Here is a 20,159-nt window from a genome sequence, read left to right on the forward strand (position 1 = left end):
AACAAGAACGCTATATACTATAAACCTAGGTAACATAAGGGCAAAGTGAAATTTTGGGTTTTAAACCCCTTTTTTTAAGTGGTTTTGTAACTCATTGATTATGCTAATTTTTAAAATTAGTTAAAAAAAAGGGTTTAGGGATATCTTTAAATTTAGTTAATGTACATAGATTATTCACTAACTTGTGGTGCTTGTTTTTTTCGCTTTTTAAATTATGGTGAATTTTATTGCTACTGATGATTAGAGTCTCTGAAGGTTTATAACAAAATCACCTGGCATCCGGATTCTACTGCGCAGGGGTGAAAATTTAGTAAAAATAATATGCTAAAGCATAGTTTAACAATATTGCTTGGTTTGGCATGTTTAGTGACTAATTGGTATTAATCTAAAACTTATCAATAGAAATATTTTTTATATCAAAAATTTAAAATATGATTTTCACCTTTGTCCCACACAAGTACTACAGAGTAAATCTATTTTAAAAGAATATTCGGTATGAATATCGAATAAGCCGTGATCGTATAGATGTTCCGCGGCGGTTCTTCAAGAAAATGGATGAACAAAGAAAATTATCTAGTGACCCGTACTTCCTGTGATTATGTGGGTGTTGTTAGCAGAATTGCACATAAAATATCCCTAACTCGGACATTAGTATAATACTAAGCGAAACATAGACTATTATTAACATTCGTAATAATCAAAATTGTTAAAATACCAAAGTCAGTCACTCAGTGATCACTTTATAACAAGCATAAATAAGGCATTTCGAGGGCTCACCAGCCCTCGAATTTTTGAAGCAAATCAAAATCATTTATAAATAAAATACGACTTTAATACCAATTATTTAATAAAAAACAATCAAATCATGATATAAAGAAACTTAGTTTTTGAAAGAGTGAATGGGTGCGGGAATACGCCCACCTCGTTGAATAAATTCACTAGAACTAAATCGATTAACTGGCATAATCGGTGCGTGCCCTAGTAAACCACCAAATTCAATATTATCGCCGACTGTCATCCCCATAGCTGGAATAATTCGCACCGCAGTAGTTTTATGATTAATTACGCCAATCGCTGCTTCGTCAGCAATCATAGCAGCAATCGTTTCTGCTGGAGTATCGCCAGGTATAGCGATCATATCCAATCCAACTGAACAAACACAAGTCATTGCTTCGAGTTTTTCTAAATTTAATGAGCCATTATTCACGGCATCAATCATACCGGCATCTTCCGAAACAGGAATAAATGCCCCACTTAACCCACCGACATGACCACAAGCCATTACACCACCTTTTTTCACCGCATCATTCAGCATAGCTAAAGCTGCGGTAGTACCATGTGTACCCACGACTTCAAGCCCCATTTCTTCTAAAATATGGGCAACAGAATCACCAATTGCTGGTGTTGGCGCTAAAGAAAGATCAACTATGCCAAACTGTACGCCTAAACGCTCTGACGCTTCTTTACCCACTAACTGTCCCATACGCGTGATTTTAAATGCAGTTTTCTTGATGGTTTCAGCAACCACATCAAAAGGTTGACCTTTTACCTTTTCTAACGCACGTTTGACTACACCTGGACCACTAACACCGACATTAATTACACAATCGGCTTCACCAACACCATGGAAAGCACCAGCCATAAATGGATTATCTTCTACTGCATTTGCAAATACGACTAATTTAGCACAGGCCATGCTGTTGTCGTTAGCTGTTAATTCTGCTGCTTGCTTGATCACTTCACCCATTTTTCTTACCGCATCCATATTGATACCAGTTTGTGTTGAACCAACATTAACGGATGAACATACACGCTCTGTTTGTGCCAATGCGCGGGGAATGGAGTCGATGAGTATCTGGTCACCTTTATGAAAACCTTTTTGTACCAATGCTGAAAACCCACCAATAAAATTGACACCAACAGCTTTGGCGGCAGCATCAAGCGTTTTAGCAAATTCGACATAGTCTTTGTCGTCAGTTGCTCCAGCGATTAATGAGATTGGCGTAACTGAAATCCGTTTATTAATAATCGGAATGCCAAATTCCGAGGAAATCGCTTCACCCACACTGACTAAATTGCCAGCTAAACGCGTGATTTTATCGTAAATTTTTTGACGAGCTTTAACGCCATCACTATCAATGCAATCTAACAATGAAATACCCATTGTAATCGTTCTTATATCTAATTTTTCTTCTTCGATCATTTTGATCGTTTCAAGAATTTGTTTGGTTTCCATGAATCATTACCTTTAGTGTGTTTATAAGCGGTGCATCGCATCAAAAATTTCTTCACGCTGTAGATTTACTTTCACTTTTAATTGTTCACCGGTTGCAGTTAATGTTTGTTTAACTTCATCAAATGGCTGTTTAATTTTGTTTAAATCCAGTAGCATAATCATGGTAAAATAGTCGCCCATAATGGTTTGTGAAACATCTAAGATGTTAATGTTTAGTTCATAAAGTTTTTGACTGATACCGGCGATAATCCCCGTTTGGTCTTTTCCTATCACTGTCAAAATCGTTTTCATTTGGACTCTCCGTGTAAAATTTAAACAACTTAGTTTATTTTTTTAAGCGAGTTATAATAACATCTTCAAAAATTATCTAAATAGTAGTAGATTGCTTATTAATAAAAATTATAACGATATCCCCCCACATAAAGGTCAATAATTATGGTGACATTTGAAAAATCAAATAAATTAGAGCATGTTTGTTATGATATACGCGGCCCAATTCTGGAGTATGCCAAAAAACTGGAAGAAGAAGGTCAAAAGATCCTAAAATTAAATATTGGTAATCCAGCGGTATTTGGTTTTGATGCACCAGATGAATTACTGGTAGATGTGATCCGTAATTTACCAACTTCACAGGGTTACAGTGATTCAAAAGGGTTGTATTCTGCCCGTAAAGCGGTTATGCAAAGTTATCAAGCACGTGGTATCTACAGTATTGACGTTGAAGATATCTATATTGGCAATGGCGTATCCGAGTTAATTGTCCAGTCGATGCAAGCTCTTCTTAATTCTGGTGACGAAATTCTGGTACCAATGCCTGATTATCCGCTTTGGACTGCTGCTATCAGTTTATCTGGCGGAAAAGCGGTGCATTATGTTTGTGATGAAGAACAAGATTGGCAACCCGATTTAGACGATATCAAAAAGAAAATTACCCCAAACACTAAAGGCATTGTAATAATTAATCCTAATAACCCAACTGGCGCGGTATACAGTAAAGAAATTTTATTAGAAATTGCAGAAATTGCTCGTCAGAATAATCTGATCATTTTTGCTGATGAGATTTACGATAAAATACTTTATGATGATGCCGTTCATCATTCGATTGCAGCACTAGCACCTGATCTCTTTGTTGTGACCATGAGCGGTTTATCCAAAACTTATCGTGCAGCAGGATTTAGACAAGGTTGGATGGCATTAAGTGGACCGAAAAAACATGTTAAAGGTTATATTGAAGGACTTAATATGTTGGCGTCTATGCGATTATGTGCCAATGTACCTCTACAACATGCGATTCAAGCCGCTTTAGGGGGCTACCAAAGTATTAATGAGTTTATTAAACCTGGCGGGCGGTTATATGACCAATGTAAAATGGCTTGGGAACTGCTTAATGACATTCCTGGTGTCAGCTGCCGACGTCCTAAAGGAGCATTATACCTGTTTCCAAAATTGGATATGAAAAAATTTAATTTACATAATGATCAGAAATTAGTATTAGATTTTTTATTACAGGAAAAAGTGCTGTTAGTTCAAGGTAGTGGTTTTAATTGGCATAAACCTGATCATGTTCGAATTGTAGCTTTACCTTATATTGGTGAATTGGATGATGCTATTCACCGTTTTGCACGTTTTCTAGCTAATTATCGCCAATAGCTAATGAACAAAATGAACAATAAGACTAAACATTGCCTATGCGGCAGTGAACAAAAAATGGATCTTTTTGGACCCATCCCCTTGTTTTCTAAACTGCCTATATAGCAGTGAACGAATCATTGAACAAAATTCTGAAAAAACCTGATTTTTAAACCGCCTACCCGGCGGTTTTTAATTAATATGACCAAAACACTTTAGCAAACCATTACGGCGATTTTAATAATGTTTGTTGCAGTTCAGCGGCATTAGAGTATTTCGTTAAATCGGTTAACTGATTAAGGGTTTTATCGGATTGATTACCGATAACTTGCGAAGCAAATAATAAACCATCATGCTGCATAACAGATTGCTTAAAGAATGTAATCACATCTTCTTTTGATAACTTTTTGAGTTGCTCAATACGTTTTTGTATTCTATCAAACGCAAAGTTTGACTGTTCATAATCACCTAAATAATCATCGAATTCGCTATCTAAAGTTTCAGCCGGCATTGATAACTGCTTTAATGCGGATTGTTTATAATTATCGAATTCCGCATCAGTTAGTGCATTAAGTTTATTTAAAATGATTGGATAAAACGCTTGATAACGTTGATTTATATAAACAGGATCATATTGATTACTTTGGATTAAAAAACCTATACCGTGACTGTTACCAATAGTGATAGGTAATGAAAATACAGCATAACCCAACTGTTCTGTACTTCGTAGTTGATCGTAAAACCATGGTGAAATAATTTGTGATAATAAATCACTAATATTACGACCGGTTATTTTGTCATATCCTTTTGGTACAAATCCCATTAGTAGAGCATTATCGGAACTTTTTGAATATTGGGTAATTAAAGCATCACTTGAATGATTAATTTGTAAAATTTGTTCTGGATGATACTCCACAGCAGGATTTAAGCTGCTTTTAACATTACGATATAACGCTTGCACTTTATCATAAGGTAAATTTCCTAAAGTAAGCATATAAGGCACTGAATCCGTTAACAACTGTTCACGAAAATGCCGTAAATCAGCTGCACTAATCGTATCGATTGCCATACGTTTAGTATTACGATCAAAATAAAGTCCTTCGGCGATTGCAGATAAAGGCTGTATCGCCAAACGATAGCTATTGGCGTGATCAGCAGCATCTAATTTTTGTGTATACCATGATTTGGCTAAAACCAGATCTTCATCGGTGATATCAAATTTGCGATATGTTGTTAACGTCGCATCCACCATGTCTAATAGATGCTGATTAAAACCACTTGCCATTATCATCATGCCTGAATCAATTTTTGTGAAAACCGACATTCCAGCAATTTGAGCTTGAAACTGCAATGGAGCTAATTGACGATTAGCTAAATAATTTAGTAGAAAAAACATAACCTGATTCTTAGCGTTATCGAGCGCAAAATTGTTACGTAATGATAAAGCAATAACCCCTTTGGGTTGATCAGCAAAATAACGACTAGCGAAATGAAAAAGATTCCCTTTTGGATCAAAAGCTTGATTTGGCTGTTGATCAACATCAGTTGCTGCTTGAGAAATTAAAAATTGATCGGGTATGTAGGGATTCAATAACGGCAATGAGAATTTTAATTGTTTAGCTTGTGTCATAATATTATGTTTTTGTGTTGCCGTAATATTTTCAATCCGGTAAGGAGCATCAACAAAATACGCCTTTTTGTCAGTGTTTTGATTTGGCGCAATAAGCCAAATTCGGGCGCGATCTAAGGTCAATGATTTAAGCCTTGCTTTAATCGCGTTTGGATTATAGTTATCAGCAACATAGTCGGCATCTAAGATATGCTGGGTAGGATAAAGCAACATTTGGTCAGCCAAATACTCAACATAAGACATATCATGGGTAATATCGGGATAATTAAATTCAAGTTTTAATACTTTTTGGATTTCACGATAATATTTTTCATCAACGCCTTGTTTCGACAATAATTCTAAATATCCAAATATACTGGCTAATACTTTGTCTTTTTCAGCTAGTCCTTGATCCGTTAAATTAACATAAATACCAAATACACCGCTCGTACCATAGCGTAATGGCGCACTAACTGCACTAATCGAGTCAATTAATCCTTGTTTTTGTAATTGATCAAATAATGTATTTGAACTGCGATTGCCAAGCAAATAAGCAATATATTCATCGGTTTTGGACGCGAATTGCTTAATATTATTTTCAATAGGAAACTGAATATATAATACCTTTTTGGGTTGTGCAGGTTCCATATAGATGATTTTACCAAGATTATCATTAGTCATTGCCGGTTGGGTAATGTTTTGTTGCTTAATTTGACCCGCGGCAATATGACCGAAAGTGGTGGCAGCTAAATTTGCTAAATCGGTCCATGCTTGATTGCTATACAATATACCAACCATGTTATTGGCTAGATAATAATCTTGATGAAATTTAACTAATGCCTGATGTAAATTACTATCAGGTTTATCACTTAATGTTTCTAAATTCCCACCAGAAAACATCGCAGCCGGATGATTTTGATTAATCGTTTCTGAATCAACTTGACCAATTCGAAAGCCATCATTCGAGCGAGCCATGGTTAATTCAGCATTGACCGCATTGCGTTCTTTGTCAGCATATTTTGGATCGAGTAAGGGTTGCGCAATTGCATCGGCTAAACGATCTAAAGCGCCGCTAAAAGCATCGTTTTCGACTTCAAAATAAAAAGCGGTGCGATTTAATTCTGTGCTGGCATTATAACTACCAGCATGAGAACTCAGATACTCGGCAAAATCAGATGGCTTAGGGTATTTTTTGGATCCCATTAATAGCATATGCTCTGTATAATGCGCTAGCCCTTGTTGTGATTTAGGATCAAATAATGAACCAACTGGTATTGCCAGTGCTGCAGATGATTGAACCGCTTTTGGATCAGAAATGACCAACACTTTCATGCCATTGGTTAATTCGATAACACGATATTCACGATTATCGTGCTCACTTTGATTAACGGTAATTTTAGAAACAACATACAGCGGTTCAATTGATAATGCTTCGGCGGAAGAAAAAGCCAAAAGCAAACTAATTAAACATAGCAGTAAACATTGATAACGTTTTTTCATTGAAAACTATCCCAGGAAATTATACATAATTTGAAAATATATTGGTGCGACAAAACAAAGCGAGTCAATCCGATCCATCATACCACCATGACCATCAATAATGTTACCAAAATCCTTAATACCCCGATCACGCTTTATTGCCGACATACATAGACCACCACAGAACCCGAGTAATGTCATAAGGATTGAGATAAATCCCGCTTGCCAAAAATTAAATGGGGTAATCCACCATAATGACATCCCGATACAACTTGCCGATAATATCCCACCGACAAAACCTTCCATTGTTTTATTTGGGCTAAGTTTGGGAACAATAGCATGCTTACCCAATAACTTGCCAAAAATATATTGTAAGACATCTGATATTTCAACGACAATCACTAAAAAGATAATCAACTTGAAATTTTTTGCCTGATCGCCATCATTATTTAGTAACAATAATGCTGGAATATAACTAATACAGTAAACCGCAATCATCATACTCCATTGAATTTTGGCTACTCGACCTAAAAAATCAACGGTATCACCATTTATTGCAACGCGCGTTGCAATAAATAAAAAAACGAAAACTGGAATGAATATCACGAAAATTTGGTAACACTTCAAACCAATTAGCAGATATTGCAATGGTAAAAAAATAAAAAAACACCAGAATAACGCTTGATGATCGGCTAATTGGGTAGGCGTTATCGTAATGCATTCTCTTAGTGCACAAAAAGATATAAACACAAATAAAACCAGAGTCCCCACTGTTCCAATTAATATTGCAATTAATAAAACAATGCTCATAACCCACCAAGCATTAATACGCTGATTCAAATTTTCAATGGTTTTACGATTATGAGTATTGAGTTTAAATTTTTTTAGTAACAGACCCGTTAAACTAGCTACAAAAAGCAACGAGAAAATACATCCTAGAATTAATTGCATATTGGTATCGTTCAATATCATTAAATTAGATCCTTCAATGCTTGTTTTGCTCTTAATAAAAAGTCTGCCTTAGATTCATTCTCGTGTAAGGGTGATATCGCTGAACCAAAAATCGCCGAGCAAATTATGGGCACAACTAATTTACTGCCTTTAGGTAAAACGCGATTGAGATTATTCAAATAAACAGGTACGAAGTGAATATGTGGAAATTGTTTGGCTAAGTGATATAAACCACTTTTAAAATCGACAATTTGTTCGCCATTTCCCCTTGTTCCTTCAGGAAATAAGATTAAAGATTGCTGTTTTTCTAACGTGGCAATTAAAGGCTGTAATGGATTTTCATGGGTATTGGTATGACGATTAATTAGTACTGAATTAAAAACCTCAATCGCAATAAATTTCTTAAGCGAATTTTTCTCCCAATAATCCTTTGCTACAACAGGATGAACTAATTTACGTAATTTTTTAGGAAAACTTGACCAGATTACCAAACCATCCAAATGACTGGTATGATTAGCGTAATATATTGTCACTGCATCACATGGTGGGCTATACCAACGCGCTTGAACACCGGTTACTAATTTACACACTATCAATAAAATGGTACGGCAACATTTAGCAAAGAGTTTCTTTATCATAATAATTATCGTCTCACTGATTTTATGAATGGAGATGATTTTTTAATTATTGATCGCTATCATAATCAGATTGGCATAAAATAACATAAAAAGATAAATAGCTATATCAAATCTTAAGACGCTAAAATATCAGAATGATAGCTTAATCCCTTCTATAATACTGACAATTTTAAAAATTACTTAAAGAACACCATAAATTTTTTATTTGTGAATTAAGATTTTAAACTAGATAGCAACCAAAATAACCAGAAATCTGAGCATATTGCAATTTAAAATTGTTATTCCCCAAATTATTTATATTAAAAAAGATTGGATAAATAATTCTTTTAATGACTCGAAATCACAAGAAATTAAATAACCAATCTGTCGTTTAGGGATAATGGTAATACATTAAATTTAAGCTATTAAAACGGTAATTAATGTTCCCGCGTTTTTCTAAATACGATATCCGGATAGCGTTCTTGAGTTAAATTTAAATTAACCATGCTTGGGGCGATATAACTTAAATTATCTCCACCATCGAGAGCCAGGTTGACTTCACACTTACGTTTAAATTCTTCCAATTTTTTAACATCTCCGCACTCAACCCAACGAGCGGTCGTAACATTAACCGGCTCATAAATCGCTTCAACATTGTATTCTGATTTTAAACGTGCAACGACTACATCAAATTGTAGTACCCCAACGGCACCAACGATAAGATCATTGTTAATTAATGGACGAAAAACCTGTACGGCACCTTCTTCAGATAACTGAACCAATCCTTTTAATAACTGTTTTTGCTTAAGCGGATCCTTAAGGCGAATGCGCCGGAATAATTCCGGTGCAAAGTTAGGAATACCGGTAAATTTGAACTCTTCACCTTGACTGAAGGTGTCACCAATTTGAATGGTGCCATGATTATGTAAACCGATAATATCACCGGCATACGCTTCTTCAACCTGTTCACGATCACCAGCCATAAATGTTAAGGCATCAGAAATATTGACATCCTTACCTAACCGAACATGACGTAATTTCATGCCTTTTTCATATTTACCAGAAACAATACGTAAAAAAGCTACTCTGTCACGATGCTTCGGATCCATATTGGCTTGAATTTTGAAAACAAAACCACTAAATTTTTCTTCTTGAGCGGTAACTTCGCGTTTGTCGGTTTGGCGCGGTTGTGGTGCTGGCGCCCAAGCGGTTAATCCATCTAACATATGATCAACCCCAAAATTACCTAACGCAGTACCAAAAAATACCGGGGTTAAGTCACCCGCTAAAAATGCCTCTAAATCAAATTCATTGGATGCACCTTGAACTAATTCTAACTCTTCACGCAATTGAGATGCTAAATCTTCACCTACTGCTTGATCAAGTTCAGGATTATTTAATCCTTTAACAATACGAACTTCTTGAATGGTATGCCCTTTACCCGTTTGGTAAAGATAAGTTTCATCTTTGGCTAAATGATAAACGCCTTTAAAAAGTTTACCACAACCAATTGGCCATGTAATCGGCGCACACATGATATTAAGTTCATTTTCAACTTCATCTAATAACTCCATCGGATCGCGAATATCACGGTCGAGTTTATTCATAAAGGTTAAAATCGGCGTATTACGTAGACGAGTTACTTCCATAAGTTTGCGTGTTCGATCCTCGACCCCTTTAGCTGCATCGATTACCATTAAACAGCTATCTACGGCAGTTAATGTCCGGTAGGTATCTTCCGAAAAGTCTTCATGTCCTGGGGTATCTAATAAGTTGACTAAACAATCAGCATAAGGAAATTGCATGACCGAGGTCGTAATAGAAATACCACGCTGTTTCTCCATTTCCATCCAGTCAGATTTTGCATGCTGTGCGTTTGCACCACGGCCTTTTACCGTGCCGGCGGTTTGAATCGCGTGTCCAAATAATAATACTTTTTCGGTGATGGTGGTTTTACCCGCATCCGGGTGAGAAATAATGGCAAAAGTACGGCGATTTGCCACTTCATCTAAATAAGCTTGATCGGTCATGATTCTTTAACTATTAAATTATAAACGAAAACAATGCCGAGGATTTTAGCAGATATCCCATTAAATAGATATCTGCCTACCCCAAATCAGTTACAAATATCGTAGGAAATAAACCTAACTCAATTGCACAAAACTAAGCGCTTTTTCTACCACTTCAAGACCTGCGCCTTTCTTATGTGCATTTTCACTAAGATAGCGGCGCCACTGTTTAGCACCTTTTTTACCATTAAAGATACCTAACGTATGACGCATGATATGATTGAGTTGAGTTCCCTTAGTTAACTCATTTTCGATGTAAGGAAAAAGCAGTTCAATCGCGACAATCGGATTAATAACCGGGCGATCTACAGCAAAAATTTGTTGATCGATTTCACTTAATAACATTGGATTTTGATAAGCTTCACGCCCTACCATAACCCCATCAACATGTTGTAAATGGGTTTTAATTTGTTCTATTGTGGAAATGCCACCGTTTATCGCAATCGTTAATTCTGGATAATCCTGTTTAAGTTGATAAACTCGAACATAATCTAACGGCGGTACTTCGCGATTTTCTTTAGGGCTTAAACCAGATAACCAAGCCTTGCGTGCATGGACTATAAAAGTTTGCGTATAGGGCATAATTGTTTCAATAAATTGACATAAAAACGAATAACTATCTTGCTCGTCAATCCCAATTCGATGCTTAACCGTAACAGGAATAGAAACGACATCTTGCATTGCTTTAACACAATCGGCGACTAATTGGGCATTAGCCATTAAACAAGCACCAAACATGCCATTTTGTACACGATCCGAAGGGCACCCCACATTAAGATTAATTTCATTGTAACCTAATTTTTCGGCTAATCGTGCACATTGCGCTAATGCCATAGGATCACTACCACCTAATTGTAAGCTAATGGGTTGTTCTTGCTGATTAAAGCTTAAATAATCGCCTTTACCAAACAAAATGGCGCCGGTTGTCACCATTTCAGTATAGAGTAATGATTGCTGAGTTAAAATGCGGTGAAAATAACGACAATGCCGATCAGTCCAATCAAGCATAGGCGCAACGGAAAATTTATTTAAGGTTGAATTCATTGATTTATCGATGTTTAACAAGAGTTATTGCCATTTATCTGTATTGACTATTTTAATTGAATTACAATGGTTTTTGTTATTGCGCTAAAAAATAAATTGCAAAATGAAAAGAAATATTCTTTAAAAATTATAGAATAAACCCGCTGATTAAGCGGGTTAAGTGAATTTATTTAGTTAACTAAAACAACAAATATTTATTCCATATCATCAAGGCTTACATTATCACTAGCGGCGCGTTTTATATCTGCTACTTTACCTGAGTCATCAAAAATAATCGTATAAGTGATTTGTTTAGGATAACCGTGTTGCGGATTTTGACGAAAAACATAATACCAGATATCATCACCAAATAAAGATGTTAGCATTGGTGAGCCCATGATAAACACTACTTGCTCTTTAGTTTGCCCCACTTTTAATTTATCAACAGATTCCTGTGTAATGTAGTTTCCCTGATTAATATCAGGACGGTAAACCCAACGATCAACAAATGAGCATCCAGCCAATAACAATGACGAAAAAATTGCAACAATAATAAAACGTAACAATGACATGTAACAATATCCATTCTAAAAATTGTGGCGTATATTATCGCTGATATTTTATCTAAACGCTACTGCTTATTATAAACGATGCATTTTAAACTCTATTTTTGCCCCCAGAATGGGGCAATACAAGAAACTTTAACGTTTAGGATTACGACAATCAAAACATCACTTTTAATAATAATTAGTATATAATACGCCATCATTTTTTAGCCAGAACTTGTATTATGACGGACAATCCATTATTACCCTTAAGAGATAAAATTACTGCGCTTGATAAACAATTATTAACGTTAATTGCACAACGACGTGAATTATCTAATCAAGTGGTGAATACTAAAATCAACGCCAATATTCCGGTGCGAGATCTAGAGCGAGAAAGGATATTGGTCAAAACATTAATCGAAACTGGCAAACAATTTGCGCTTGATGAATTGTTTATCAAACGACTCTACCAAGTGATTATTGAAGATTCTGTTTTATTACAACAACGTTTGTTACAACAACATCTTAATCATGATGTGATAAAATCAGCAAAAATTGCATTTTTAGGGCCAAAAGGATCCTATTCACATTCCGCAATGCGCCGTTACGCGGCAAATCATTTTGATCAGATAGAAGAATCGAGTTGTTCTAGCTTTAAAGATATTTTCGAAAAAGTGGAAAAAGCTGACGTTGATTTTGGTGTTGTACCAATAGAAAATAGCAGTTCAGGTTCAATTAACGAAGTCTATGATCTGTTACAAAAAACCAATCTTCATATTATTGGTGAAATTTCACTACCCATTGACCACTGTATTTTAGCCAATAAGCAAGCCACATTAGATGAAATTGATACGGTATATAGTCATCCACAACCTTTTCAACAATGTACAAATTTTTTAGAAAAATACACACATTGGAAAATTATATATTGTGACAGCACCTCTTCTGCTATGGAAACTGTTGCTAAACAAAATAAAACTAACGTCGCAGCGATTGGTAATAAAGATGGCGGCGAATTATATGGTCTGCAAGTATTAGAACATAATTTTGCTAATCAAAAAGAGAATATCACACGTTTTATAATATTAGCGCGTCAAGCGATTAATGTATCAGATCAAATCTCCGCTAAAACCACTATATTAATGAAAACTGGCCAACAAGCAGGGGCCTTAGTAGATGCATTATTGGTTCTGCGTAATCATAATATAGCGATGACTAAACTAGAGTCGCGCCCGATCCATGGTAATCCATGGGAAGAGATGTTTTACATAGATTTACAAGGTAATCTCGATAGTATTGTAATGCAACAGGCATTAAAAGAACTCTCAACTATTACACTGTTTTTGAAAGTACTTGGCTGCTACCCGAGTGATAATGTTGCACAGTAAAAAAATTTTAACACTATGATAGATTTTGCAAAATGTATTTTGACATGGTACGACCAGTATGGACGTAAAACATTGCCATGGCAAATTCAAAAATCAGCTTATCATGTCTGGCTGTCTGAAGTGATGTTACAGCAAACTCAGGTGGTTACAGTTATCCCTTATTTTAAGCGTTTTGTGCAACAATTTCCGACCATTACTGCATTGGCAAAAGCTCCGATAGATGATGTTTTGCATTTATGGACCGGGCTTGGTTATTATGCTAGAGCCCGTAATTTACATAAGGCGGCCCAGATTATAACCGAACAATTTAATGGTATTTTTCCAACCGATTTTAATGACGTGATTAATCTGCCCGGTATCGGTCGCTCAACAGCTGGCGCTATTTTATCCTTATCACAAAAGCAACATTATGCAATTTTAGATGGCAACGTTAAACGTGTACTAACCCGTTTTTATGCTATTGATGGTTGGCCAGGTAATAAACAGATTGAAAATCAATTATGGCAACTTGCTGAAAACGTTACACCTTTTGTCGATGTTGATAAATTTAATCAAGCTATGATGGATATCGGAGCCATTATTTGCACTCGTAGCAAACCCAAATGTTCACTGTGCCCTGTCCATATGGATTGTAGTGCTTATCAGCATGATAATTGGCAAAATTATCCGACCAAAAAACCCAAGCAAAGCATTCCGACAAAAACAGCCTATTTTTTGATATTAGATGATAACCAAATGATTTGGTTGGAAAAACGTCCTCCGATAGGTATCTGGGGTGGGCTTTATTGTTTTCCGCAATTTGAAAATTATCAGGCAATTGAAAACTGGCTTAAACAACGCAAACTGACGACAGATAAGTTACAACAATTGATTAGTTTTAAACATACTTTTAGCCATTTCCATTTAGAAATAGTACCAATTTATACCCAATTGAAAAAAAATTGTGCTTGTCTTGATGAAGCTAATGGTTGTTGGTTTAATTTAAAGCAACCAGCAAAAATCGGATTGGCCACGCCTGTTCACAATTTATTACAGCAATTAACTCGACAATCACACACCACTTTTTAGCTAAACATTTTTCAGTTATAATTTTAACAAAATCTTTAAAGTTTATGATTTTTAAAGAAAAAAACATTCAAGGAAAAGATTATGAGTCGCATGATTTACTGTCAATATTTAAAAAAAGAAGCGCCTGGTTTAGATTTCCAACTATACCCTGGAGAGCTTGGTAAACGGATTTTCAATGAAATTTCTCAAGAAGCATGGCAGGAATGGATTAAAAAACAAACTATGCTAATTAATGAATTAAAATTAAATATGATGAATCCTGAACATCGTAAACAAATTGAAAATGAGATGGTAAAATTTTTATTTCAAGGGCAAAATATCACCATTTCTGGCTATAAGCCTCAGATTTAATTGGATATTTAAGGAATGACACAGTTTAGACATTTGAAATATTGTAATATCAAAATTGTTAGTTTATTGGCAATATCTGCTTTATTAGTAGCCTGTCCGAGCTCAAATAATGGCTACAAAACAGAATATCATAAAAACACAAATGCCTTAAACATATTAATTAATCAATATGCTAATAATATTGAGCAAATTTGGGGACCACATGAAGTTTTAATAGCTGGTCCGAAAGATTTTGTTGAATATAGCAATGATTTATTGACTCGTGTGCATATTAATTTCGTGTCAGGCCAACTAGCTATTGAAACGTTATCGGAAGATCCGAAAAATCAATTAAAAGCAGCGATCGTAACAACATTATTAATGACTGAACCGGAAGATATATCTAAGCAGTCAAACGCTCCAATTGATAATAGTAAAGAACCTTTCTTATATAAACAGATATTAGATGAAACAGGTCAACCAATACGTTGGGATTGGCGTGCCGCACATTATGCTGATTATTTAGTAGACAACCAATTACATACCCGCAAATCGGGTAAAAAACAGATCAGTTATGTTAATATTAATTTGGTACCTGATCATGTTAATGAACGTGCGCATAAATTTATACCATTGGTTCGTCAATCAGCTCGTGAATATCATGTTGATGAAAGATTAATGTTAGCTATTATACAGGTTGAATCTAATTTTAACCCATTTGCGGTAAGCCGTAGTGATGCGTTAGGTTTAATGCAACTCCAACAGCATACTGCTGGTCGTGATCTTTTTAATCGTTGGGGTAAAAAAGGCGAACCAACAAAATCTTATTTACTTGATCCAAAAAATAATATTAACATGGGTGGCGCTTATTTAGCATTAATTCGAGATTCCTATCTAGCAGGTATAAAAGATCCGGTCTCAATGCGCTATGCAATGATTAGTGCTTATAATGGTGGTGCTGGCAGTGTATTAAAAACATTTTCTAAAGATCGTACCAAAGCAATTGAGGTAATTAATAAGATGACCGCTGATCAGGTTTATCAAAAATTAACCACTTCTCATGCATCACAAGAATCGAGAAATTATTTAATTAAGGTAAACCAAATTCTAAAAAAATAATATGGTAAGACACAATAACGGACCAATAATAACACTTGAAAAAAGGACTGTCAGTTTTATGATCGGTCTGTATTGTCAAAAAAAACATAGCATGCCTAACGGTGTTTTATGTGATGAATGTGCAGACCTTAAACATTACGCTTTACAACGTTTAACTACTTGTCGTTATGGCGAACAAAAATCCACATGTGAAAGGTGCTTGAAACATTGTTATCGCAAAGATTATCAGCAAAAAATTAAACAAGTTATGCGTTTTTCAGGACCAAGGATGTTACTATATCATCCTTTTTTGGCTATCAATCATTTATATAAAAATATCAAACAGCGTAATTAAACATAATATGACAAATTTACCAATTCCTGATAATTATCAGCAACTCTTTGATAAAAAAATTACTCAGACCAAGGCATTATTTGAACAATTTACTATACCTGAATTTACCGCCTATCCGTCACCTACTAGCCATTTTCGTATGCGAGCAGAATTTCGGATGTGGCATGCCGGTGACGAGTTGTACCATATCATGTTTGATCAAAAGAATAAAAAAAGAGTGCGCGTTGATGATTTTCCAATAGCGACTCATTTGATTAATCAGGCAATGCAAAGCATTTTGCCATTATTAAAATTCAATCTACCGTTACGTGATAAATTGTTTCAAATTGATTATCTATCGACCTTAAGTGGCGAGCTATTAATTTCGCTGGTTTATCACAAAAAACTCGATGAAGTCTGGTTAAGTCAAGCAAAACAGTTAAGACAAAAATTGCTTGACCAAGGATTTAAGGTACATCTGATTGGTCGGGCGGCTAATCAAAAAATAAGCTTAGATCACGATTACGTTGATGAACAATTAACAATATTAGGGCGCCGTTATATTTATCGTCAAGTTGAAAACAGTTTTACGCAACCCAATGCAACTATTAATATTGCAATGTTAACTTGGGCTATTAATGTAACGAAAGGATTATCGGGTGATTTACTAGAGTTATATTGTGGAAATGGAAATTTCTCAATTGCCTTAGCGCAGAATTTTAATCAGGTATTAGCGACCGAAATAGCCAAAGCTTCAGTCAAAGCCGCTCAATATAATATTGCAATTAATCAGATCGAAAATGTAAAAATTCTTCGCCTGTCAGCCGAAGAATTAACCCAAGCGATTAATAATGAAAGAGAATTTAAACGGTTAAAAGAAATTTGTTTAACAGATTATCATTGTCATACCGTTTTAGTCGATCCACCTCGAAATGGGCTAGATAGCAAAACCTTGACCATGATTTCACAATATCAGAATATTATTTATATTTCTTGTAATCCGCTAACATTAAAAGAAAATCTGATCGAATTAACCCAATCACACATTATAAAGAAAATGGCTTTTTTTGATCAATTTCCTTATACCCATCATTTAGAATGTGCTGTCATGCTGAGTAAAATAGGTTGATAAAAATATTTATTTATATCATTATGTTACAAAATTAATGCAGTTTTAGAAGTAGCAAATAAATGTTAACTTTATAAGATAGTATGACTTTTTTATAAAATAGCTAGTTATTACGTATAATGTTTATTTGCAATAATCAGCAATTTATTTAATAATTTATTGGTTTTTTTCCAATTTTATTGACAGATTAATAATCTATCCCATTTTTTTAAATCGTTAAAAATAGAGTAATGTGGAATGGTTTAATCACACATTTTATTTTAAGCAAAAAAAAACCCCTAATTAGGATTAGGGGTGCATAATTGCAAGGAATGGATGAAAGGAAATAAAACAATGAAACAACAACTACCAAATAGCCTTAGGCTTCATTGTTTTTATACTATAACCTGCAAACACCGTCATCAACATTACTAAGAAATGACATTTTTATCATCAAAATTTCATTATTTAATGTTGCTTGTTTATTTATTATATAGCTTAAATGACTGAGGCTAATTTCATTAAAGGAAAATTTAATCAAAATGAAACTATTAGTTGTTGAAGATGAAACAAAAACGGGCGAATATCTACGGCAAGGCTTAGTTGAATCTGGTTTTATTGTCGATCTTACGAATAATGGTTTAGATGGTTATCACAGAGCCATGACCGAAGAATATGACCTCATTATTTTAGATGTCATGTTGCCTGACATTAGTGGATGGAAAATCATTCAGTCATTACGAGATGCCGGCAAAGAGACGCAGATCATATTTTTGACAGCTATGGGTAGTGTTGAAGATAAAGTTAAAGGTCTTAATCTTGGTGCTGATGATTATCTGGTTAAACCGTTCTCTTTCGCCGAACTATTAGCAAGAATCAAATCCCTTCTTAGGCGTAATGTCCCACAAGTTAGTTTACATCAATTGACCATTGCTGATTTAGTCATGGATTTACCTAAACGCACTGTAACTCGTGCAGGTAAACGTATCGAATTAACCAACAAAGAATTTTTACTACTGGAATATTTCTTACGTTATCAGGGTGAAGTTTTACCTCGTTCATTAATTGCTTCGCAAGTATGGGATATGAACTTTGATAGTGATACAAATGTTATAGATGTTGCGGTAAGACGTTTGCGCAATAAAATAGATGCGCCTTTTGAACCAAAATTAATTCATACAATTCGTGGAATGGGATATAAACTGGATGTTTTTAACGAAAACGAAATATAAAAAACTAATACATTTCTTCACAATGATACGCATGCCGCTCATTGTTTGTTTTTTTACTTGTATACTCCTTTATGGCTTAAGTCATTTTATTGAACGTTCTTTTGAAAAATATTCTGTTGCGCAAAACATAGCGGAATTACATTCGGTTATTGAATCAATTGAACGTGAAATATCTTATTATGATCCGCAAGAAGATCGCGAAAATCTTATTCAAAATATTTTGTTAATTCTTGCTAGCCATAATCGCTTATTGGTTTGTATTGTTGATGAACAAAACAACATTTTATATAAAACTCGAGGACCAAATTTATTACTAACGCGCAATAAATTAAATTATCACTCAATAATAAGTAAACAAAAAACAGCAATTTGGAACTATAACCATCATTCATATCGTGTTGCTGCTTCGGATTTTCTTACCTTAAAAGGTAAAAAATATACGACATTTATTGCTATCGAACGCGATTATCAAATTGAGTTTATTAATCGTCTACATGATGGTCTAATATTACTAATATTTATTGCTTGCCTTCTCACCCTTTTTGGTACTTTATTAACAATTTATATTACCCAAAAACCAATTAATCGATTAATCAAAATCATTGAATCAGTTAACAGCAAAAGTTTGAATTATCGTATTCCGATCAATACTGTCCCTGTTAAGTACATAAGTTTAATCAAAGCATTTAATAATATGTTGAGTCGAATGGAATTTGTCTTTCAACGTCAAAGTAATTTCACCGCTGATATTGCCCATGAAATGCGTACTCCTATTACAAATTTAACCACACAAACTCAAATCGCCCTTAATAATGCTAGAACAACCAGTGAATATAAAGAGGTACTGTATTCACATTTGGAGGAGTTTGAACGTTTATCGCAAACCATTACTGATATGCTTTTTTTGGCACATGCGGATAATAAACTACTCAAACCCGAACTAAGTGACATTGATATAGTGAAAATGTTTACTGCCATGTTTGATTATTTTGAGTTTATTGCTGAAGAGAAAAATATCAAATTGGAATTAAAAGGGCATTGCCATTTAATGCAAGGCGATAAGTTAATGATTAATAGAGCTATTGGTAACTTACTGTCCAATGCGATTGAACATACCCCAATTGACGGAACTATCACAGTCAATGTCAATCAAATTAATCAAAAAACCATAAAAATTGTGATTGCAAATCCAGGAAAAGAAATAAATAAAAAGCATCTACCACATTTATTCGATCGCTTTTATCGTATTGATGAATCAAGGCATCGTAATGGTCAAGGCGCAGGAATTGGTCTGGCGATTGTTAAATCAATTGTTGAAGCACATAACGGTACTATTACTGTCGAATCAGATAAAGCATCAACTCGATTTACGATGATTTTTCCTATATCACAAATCAAAATAAGTAAATTTTATCAGACAAAAAAGTAAAAAATATTATT

The 20,159-nt window shown here is 34.7% G+C and carries 17 protein-coding genes and 1 CRISPR repeat array (1 of these 18 cut by a window edge); of the genes, 9 read left to right on the forward strand and 8 right to left on the reverse strand.

The features are described from left to right. Positions 1-3: direct repeats of the CRISPR family, unit length 28 nt; it begins 1,045 nt to the left of the window's first position. A gap of 877 nt (positions 4-880) precedes the next feature. Further along, a complete protein-coding gene (locus FcAc13_RS08480; RefSeq protein WP_187755789.1) occupies positions 881-2,236 on the reverse strand; it encodes a PFL family protein in 1,356 nt (451 codons plus the stop codon). A 21-nt stretch (positions 2,237-2,257) separates the two neighbouring features. Beyond that, the gene (locus FcAc13_RS08485) at positions 2,258-2,527 is read right to left on the reverse strand and encodes an ACT domain-containing protein (RefSeq protein WP_187755790.1); all 270 of its coding nucleotides are present in this window, start codon (positions 2,525-2,527) and stop codon (positions 2,258-2,260) included. A gap of 144 nt (positions 2,528-2,671) precedes the next feature. Between FcAc13_RS08485 and FcAc13_RS08490 the strand changes: the two genes are divergently transcribed. Next, a complete protein-coding gene (locus tag FcAc13_RS08490; RefSeq protein WP_187755791.1) occupies positions 2,672-3,886 on the forward strand; it encodes a pyridoxal phosphate-dependent aminotransferase in 1,215 nt (404 codons plus the stop codon). Between the two features lie 205 nt (positions 3,887-4,091). On the opposite strand, the gene ptrA is transcribed toward FcAc13_RS08490, so the two are convergent. From ptrA to bamE, 6 genes are all read right to left on the reverse strand, one after another. Beyond that, positions 4,092-6,974: a pitrilysin gene (ptrA, locus tag FcAc13_RS08495; protein ID WP_187755792.1), complete on the reverse strand. Its 2,883-nt coding sequence runs from the start codon at positions 6,972-6,974 to the stop codon at positions 4,092-4,094. A 6-nt stretch (positions 6,975-6,980) separates the two neighbouring features. Further along, positions 6,981-7,925: a phosphatidate cytidylyltransferase gene (locus FcAc13_RS08500; protein WP_187755793.1), complete on the reverse strand. Its 945-nt coding sequence runs from the start codon at positions 7,923-7,925 to the stop codon at positions 6,981-6,983. Next, positions 7,925-8,542 (reverse strand): lysophospholipid acyltransferase family protein, encoded by a 618-nt coding sequence (locus FcAc13_RS08505; RefSeq protein WP_187755794.1) that lies wholly within the window; start codon positions 8,540-8,542, stop codon positions 7,925-7,927. The genes FcAc13_RS08500 and FcAc13_RS08505 overlap by 1 nt, the downstream gene beginning before the upstream one ends. 416 nt (positions 8,543-8,958) lie before the next feature. Beyond that, a complete protein-coding gene (gene prfC / locus FcAc13_RS08510) occupies positions 8,959-10,551 on the reverse strand; it encodes a peptide chain release factor 3 (RefSeq protein WP_187755795.1) in 1,593 nt (530 codons plus the stop codon). 114 nt (positions 10,552-10,665) lie between these two features. Next, entirely contained in the window at positions 10,666-11,634 is a 969-nt protein-coding gene (gene dusA, locus FcAc13_RS08515; protein ID WP_187755796.1) for a tRNA dihydrouridine(20/20a) synthase DusA, read from the reverse strand. A gap of 194 nt (positions 11,635-11,828) precedes the next feature. Next, positions 11,829-12,185 (reverse strand): outer membrane protein assembly factor BamE, encoded by a 357-nt coding sequence (bamE, locus tag FcAc13_RS08520; RefSeq protein ID WP_187755797.1) that lies wholly within the window; start codon positions 12,183-12,185, stop codon positions 11,829-11,831. 215 nt (positions 12,186-12,400) lie between these two features. Here bamE and pheA point away from each other — a divergent pair, with 215 nt between their 5' ends. From pheA to FcAc13_RS08560, 8 genes are all read left to right on the forward strand, one after another. Continuing rightward, positions 12,401-13,549 (forward strand): bifunctional chorismate mutase/prephenate dehydratase, encoded by a 1,149-nt coding sequence (gene pheA, locus FcAc13_RS08525; protein ID WP_187755814.1) that lies wholly within the window; start codon positions 12,401-12,403, stop codon positions 13,547-13,549. A 15-nt stretch (positions 13,550-13,564) separates the two neighbouring features. After that, on the forward strand, positions 13,565-14,617 hold the full coding sequence (gene mutY, locus FcAc13_RS08530; RefSeq protein ID WP_187755798.1) for an A/G-specific adenine glycosylase: 1,053 nt from the start codon (positions 13,565-13,567) through the stop codon (positions 14,615-14,617). A gap of 81 nt (positions 14,618-14,698) precedes the next feature. After that, positions 14,699-14,968 (forward strand): oxidative damage protection protein, encoded by a 270-nt coding sequence (locus FcAc13_RS08535; protein ID WP_187755799.1) that lies wholly within the window; start codon positions 14,699-14,701, stop codon positions 14,966-14,968. 15 nt (positions 14,969-14,983) lie between these two features. Then, positions 14,984-16,066 carry a membrane-bound lytic murein transglycosylase MltC gene (mltC, locus tag FcAc13_RS08540; protein ID WP_187755800.1) on the forward strand — a complete coding sequence of 361 codons (1,083 nt, stop codon included), beginning with the start codon at positions 14,984-14,986 and terminating at the stop codon, positions 16,064-16,066. A 1-nt stretch (position 16,067) separates the two neighbouring features. Then, the gene (locus tag FcAc13_RS08545; protein ID WP_187755801.1) at positions 16,068-16,400 is read left to right on the forward strand and encodes a nitrous oxide-stimulated promoter family protein; all 333 of its coding nucleotides are present in this window, start codon (positions 16,068-16,070) and stop codon (positions 16,398-16,400) included. 7 nt (positions 16,401-16,407) lie between these two features. Continuing rightward, entirely contained in the window at positions 16,408-17,508 is a 1,101-nt protein-coding gene (gene trmA, locus FcAc13_RS08550) for a tRNA (uridine(54)-C5)-methyltransferase TrmA (protein ID WP_187755802.1), read from the forward strand. A 521-nt stretch (positions 17,509-18,029) separates the two neighbouring features. Beyond that, the gene (locus FcAc13_RS08555; RefSeq protein ID WP_187755803.1) at positions 18,030-18,719 is read left to right on the forward strand and encodes a heavy metal response regulator transcription factor; all 690 of its coding nucleotides are present in this window, start codon (positions 18,030-18,032) and stop codon (positions 18,717-18,719) included. Between the two features lie 31 nt (positions 18,720-18,750). After that, positions 18,751-20,148 carry a heavy metal sensor histidine kinase gene (locus FcAc13_RS08560; RefSeq protein ID WP_187755804.1) on the forward strand — a complete coding sequence of 466 codons (1,398 nt, stop codon included), beginning with the start codon at positions 18,751-18,753 and terminating at the stop codon, positions 20,146-20,148. Positions 20,149-20,159: the final 11 nt, after the last annotated feature.

Source organism: Frischella japonica (assembly GCF_014489845.1).
In the GTDB taxonomy this organism is placed as follows: domain Bacteria; phylum Pseudomonadota; class Gammaproteobacteria; order Enterobacterales; family Orbaceae; genus Frischella; species Frischella japonica.

Excerpts from the sequence above, each read along its gene's own strand:
- FcAc13_RS08480 (WP_187755789.1), bottom strand. The coding sequence starts at position 2,236 with ATGGAAACCAAACAAATTCTTGAAACGATCAAAATGATCGAAGAAGAA.
- FcAc13_RS08485 (WP_187755790.1), bottom strand. The coding sequence starts at position 2,527 with ATGAAAACGATTTTGACAGTGATAGGAAAAGACCAAACGGGGATTATC.
- FcAc13_RS08490 (WP_187755791.1), top strand. The coding sequence starts at position 2,672 with ATGGTGACATTTGAAAAATCAAATAAATTAGAGCATGTTTGTTATGAT.
- ptrA (WP_187755792.1), bottom strand. The coding sequence starts at position 6,974 with ATGAAAAAACGTTATCAATGTTTACTGCTATGTTTAATTAGTTTGCTT.
- FcAc13_RS08500 (WP_187755793.1), bottom strand. The coding sequence starts at position 7,925 with ATGATATTGAACGATACCAATATGCAATTAATTCTAGGATGTATTTTC.
- FcAc13_RS08505 (WP_187755794.1), bottom strand. The coding sequence starts at position 8,542 with ATGATAAAGAAACTCTTTGCTAAATGTTGCCGTACCATTTTATTGATA.
- prfC (WP_187755795.1), bottom strand. The coding sequence starts at position 10,551 with ATGACCGATCAAGCTTATTTAGATGAAGTGGCAAATCGCCGTACTTTT.
- dusA (WP_187755796.1), bottom strand. The coding sequence starts at position 11,634 with ATGAATTCAACCTTAAATAAATTTTCCGTTGCGCCTATGCTTGATTGG.
- bamE (WP_187755797.1), bottom strand. The coding sequence starts at position 12,185 with ATGTCATTGTTACGTTTTATTATTGTTGCAATTTTTTCGTCATTGTTA.
- mutY (WP_187755798.1), top strand. The coding sequence starts at position 13,565 with ATGATAGATTTTGCAAAATGTATTTTGACATGGTACGACCAGTATGGA.
- FcAc13_RS08535 (WP_187755799.1), top strand. The coding sequence starts at position 14,699 with ATGAGTCGCATGATTTACTGTCAATATTTAAAAAAAGAAGCGCCTGGT.
- mltC (WP_187755800.1), top strand. The coding sequence starts at position 14,984 with ATGACACAGTTTAGACATTTGAAATATTGTAATATCAAAATTGTTAGT.
- FcAc13_RS08545 (WP_187755801.1), top strand. The coding sequence starts at position 16,068 with ATGGTAAGACACAATAACGGACCAATAATAACACTTGAAAAAAGGACT.
- trmA (WP_187755802.1), top strand. The coding sequence starts at position 16,408 with ATGACAAATTTACCAATTCCTGATAATTATCAGCAACTCTTTGATAAA.
- FcAc13_RS08555 (WP_187755803.1), top strand. The coding sequence starts at position 18,030 with ATGAAACTATTAGTTGTTGAAGATGAAACAAAAACGGGCGAATATCTA.
- FcAc13_RS08560 (WP_187755804.1), top strand. The coding sequence starts at position 18,751 with ATGCCGCTCATTGTTTGTTTTTTTACTTGTATACTCCTTTATGGCTTA.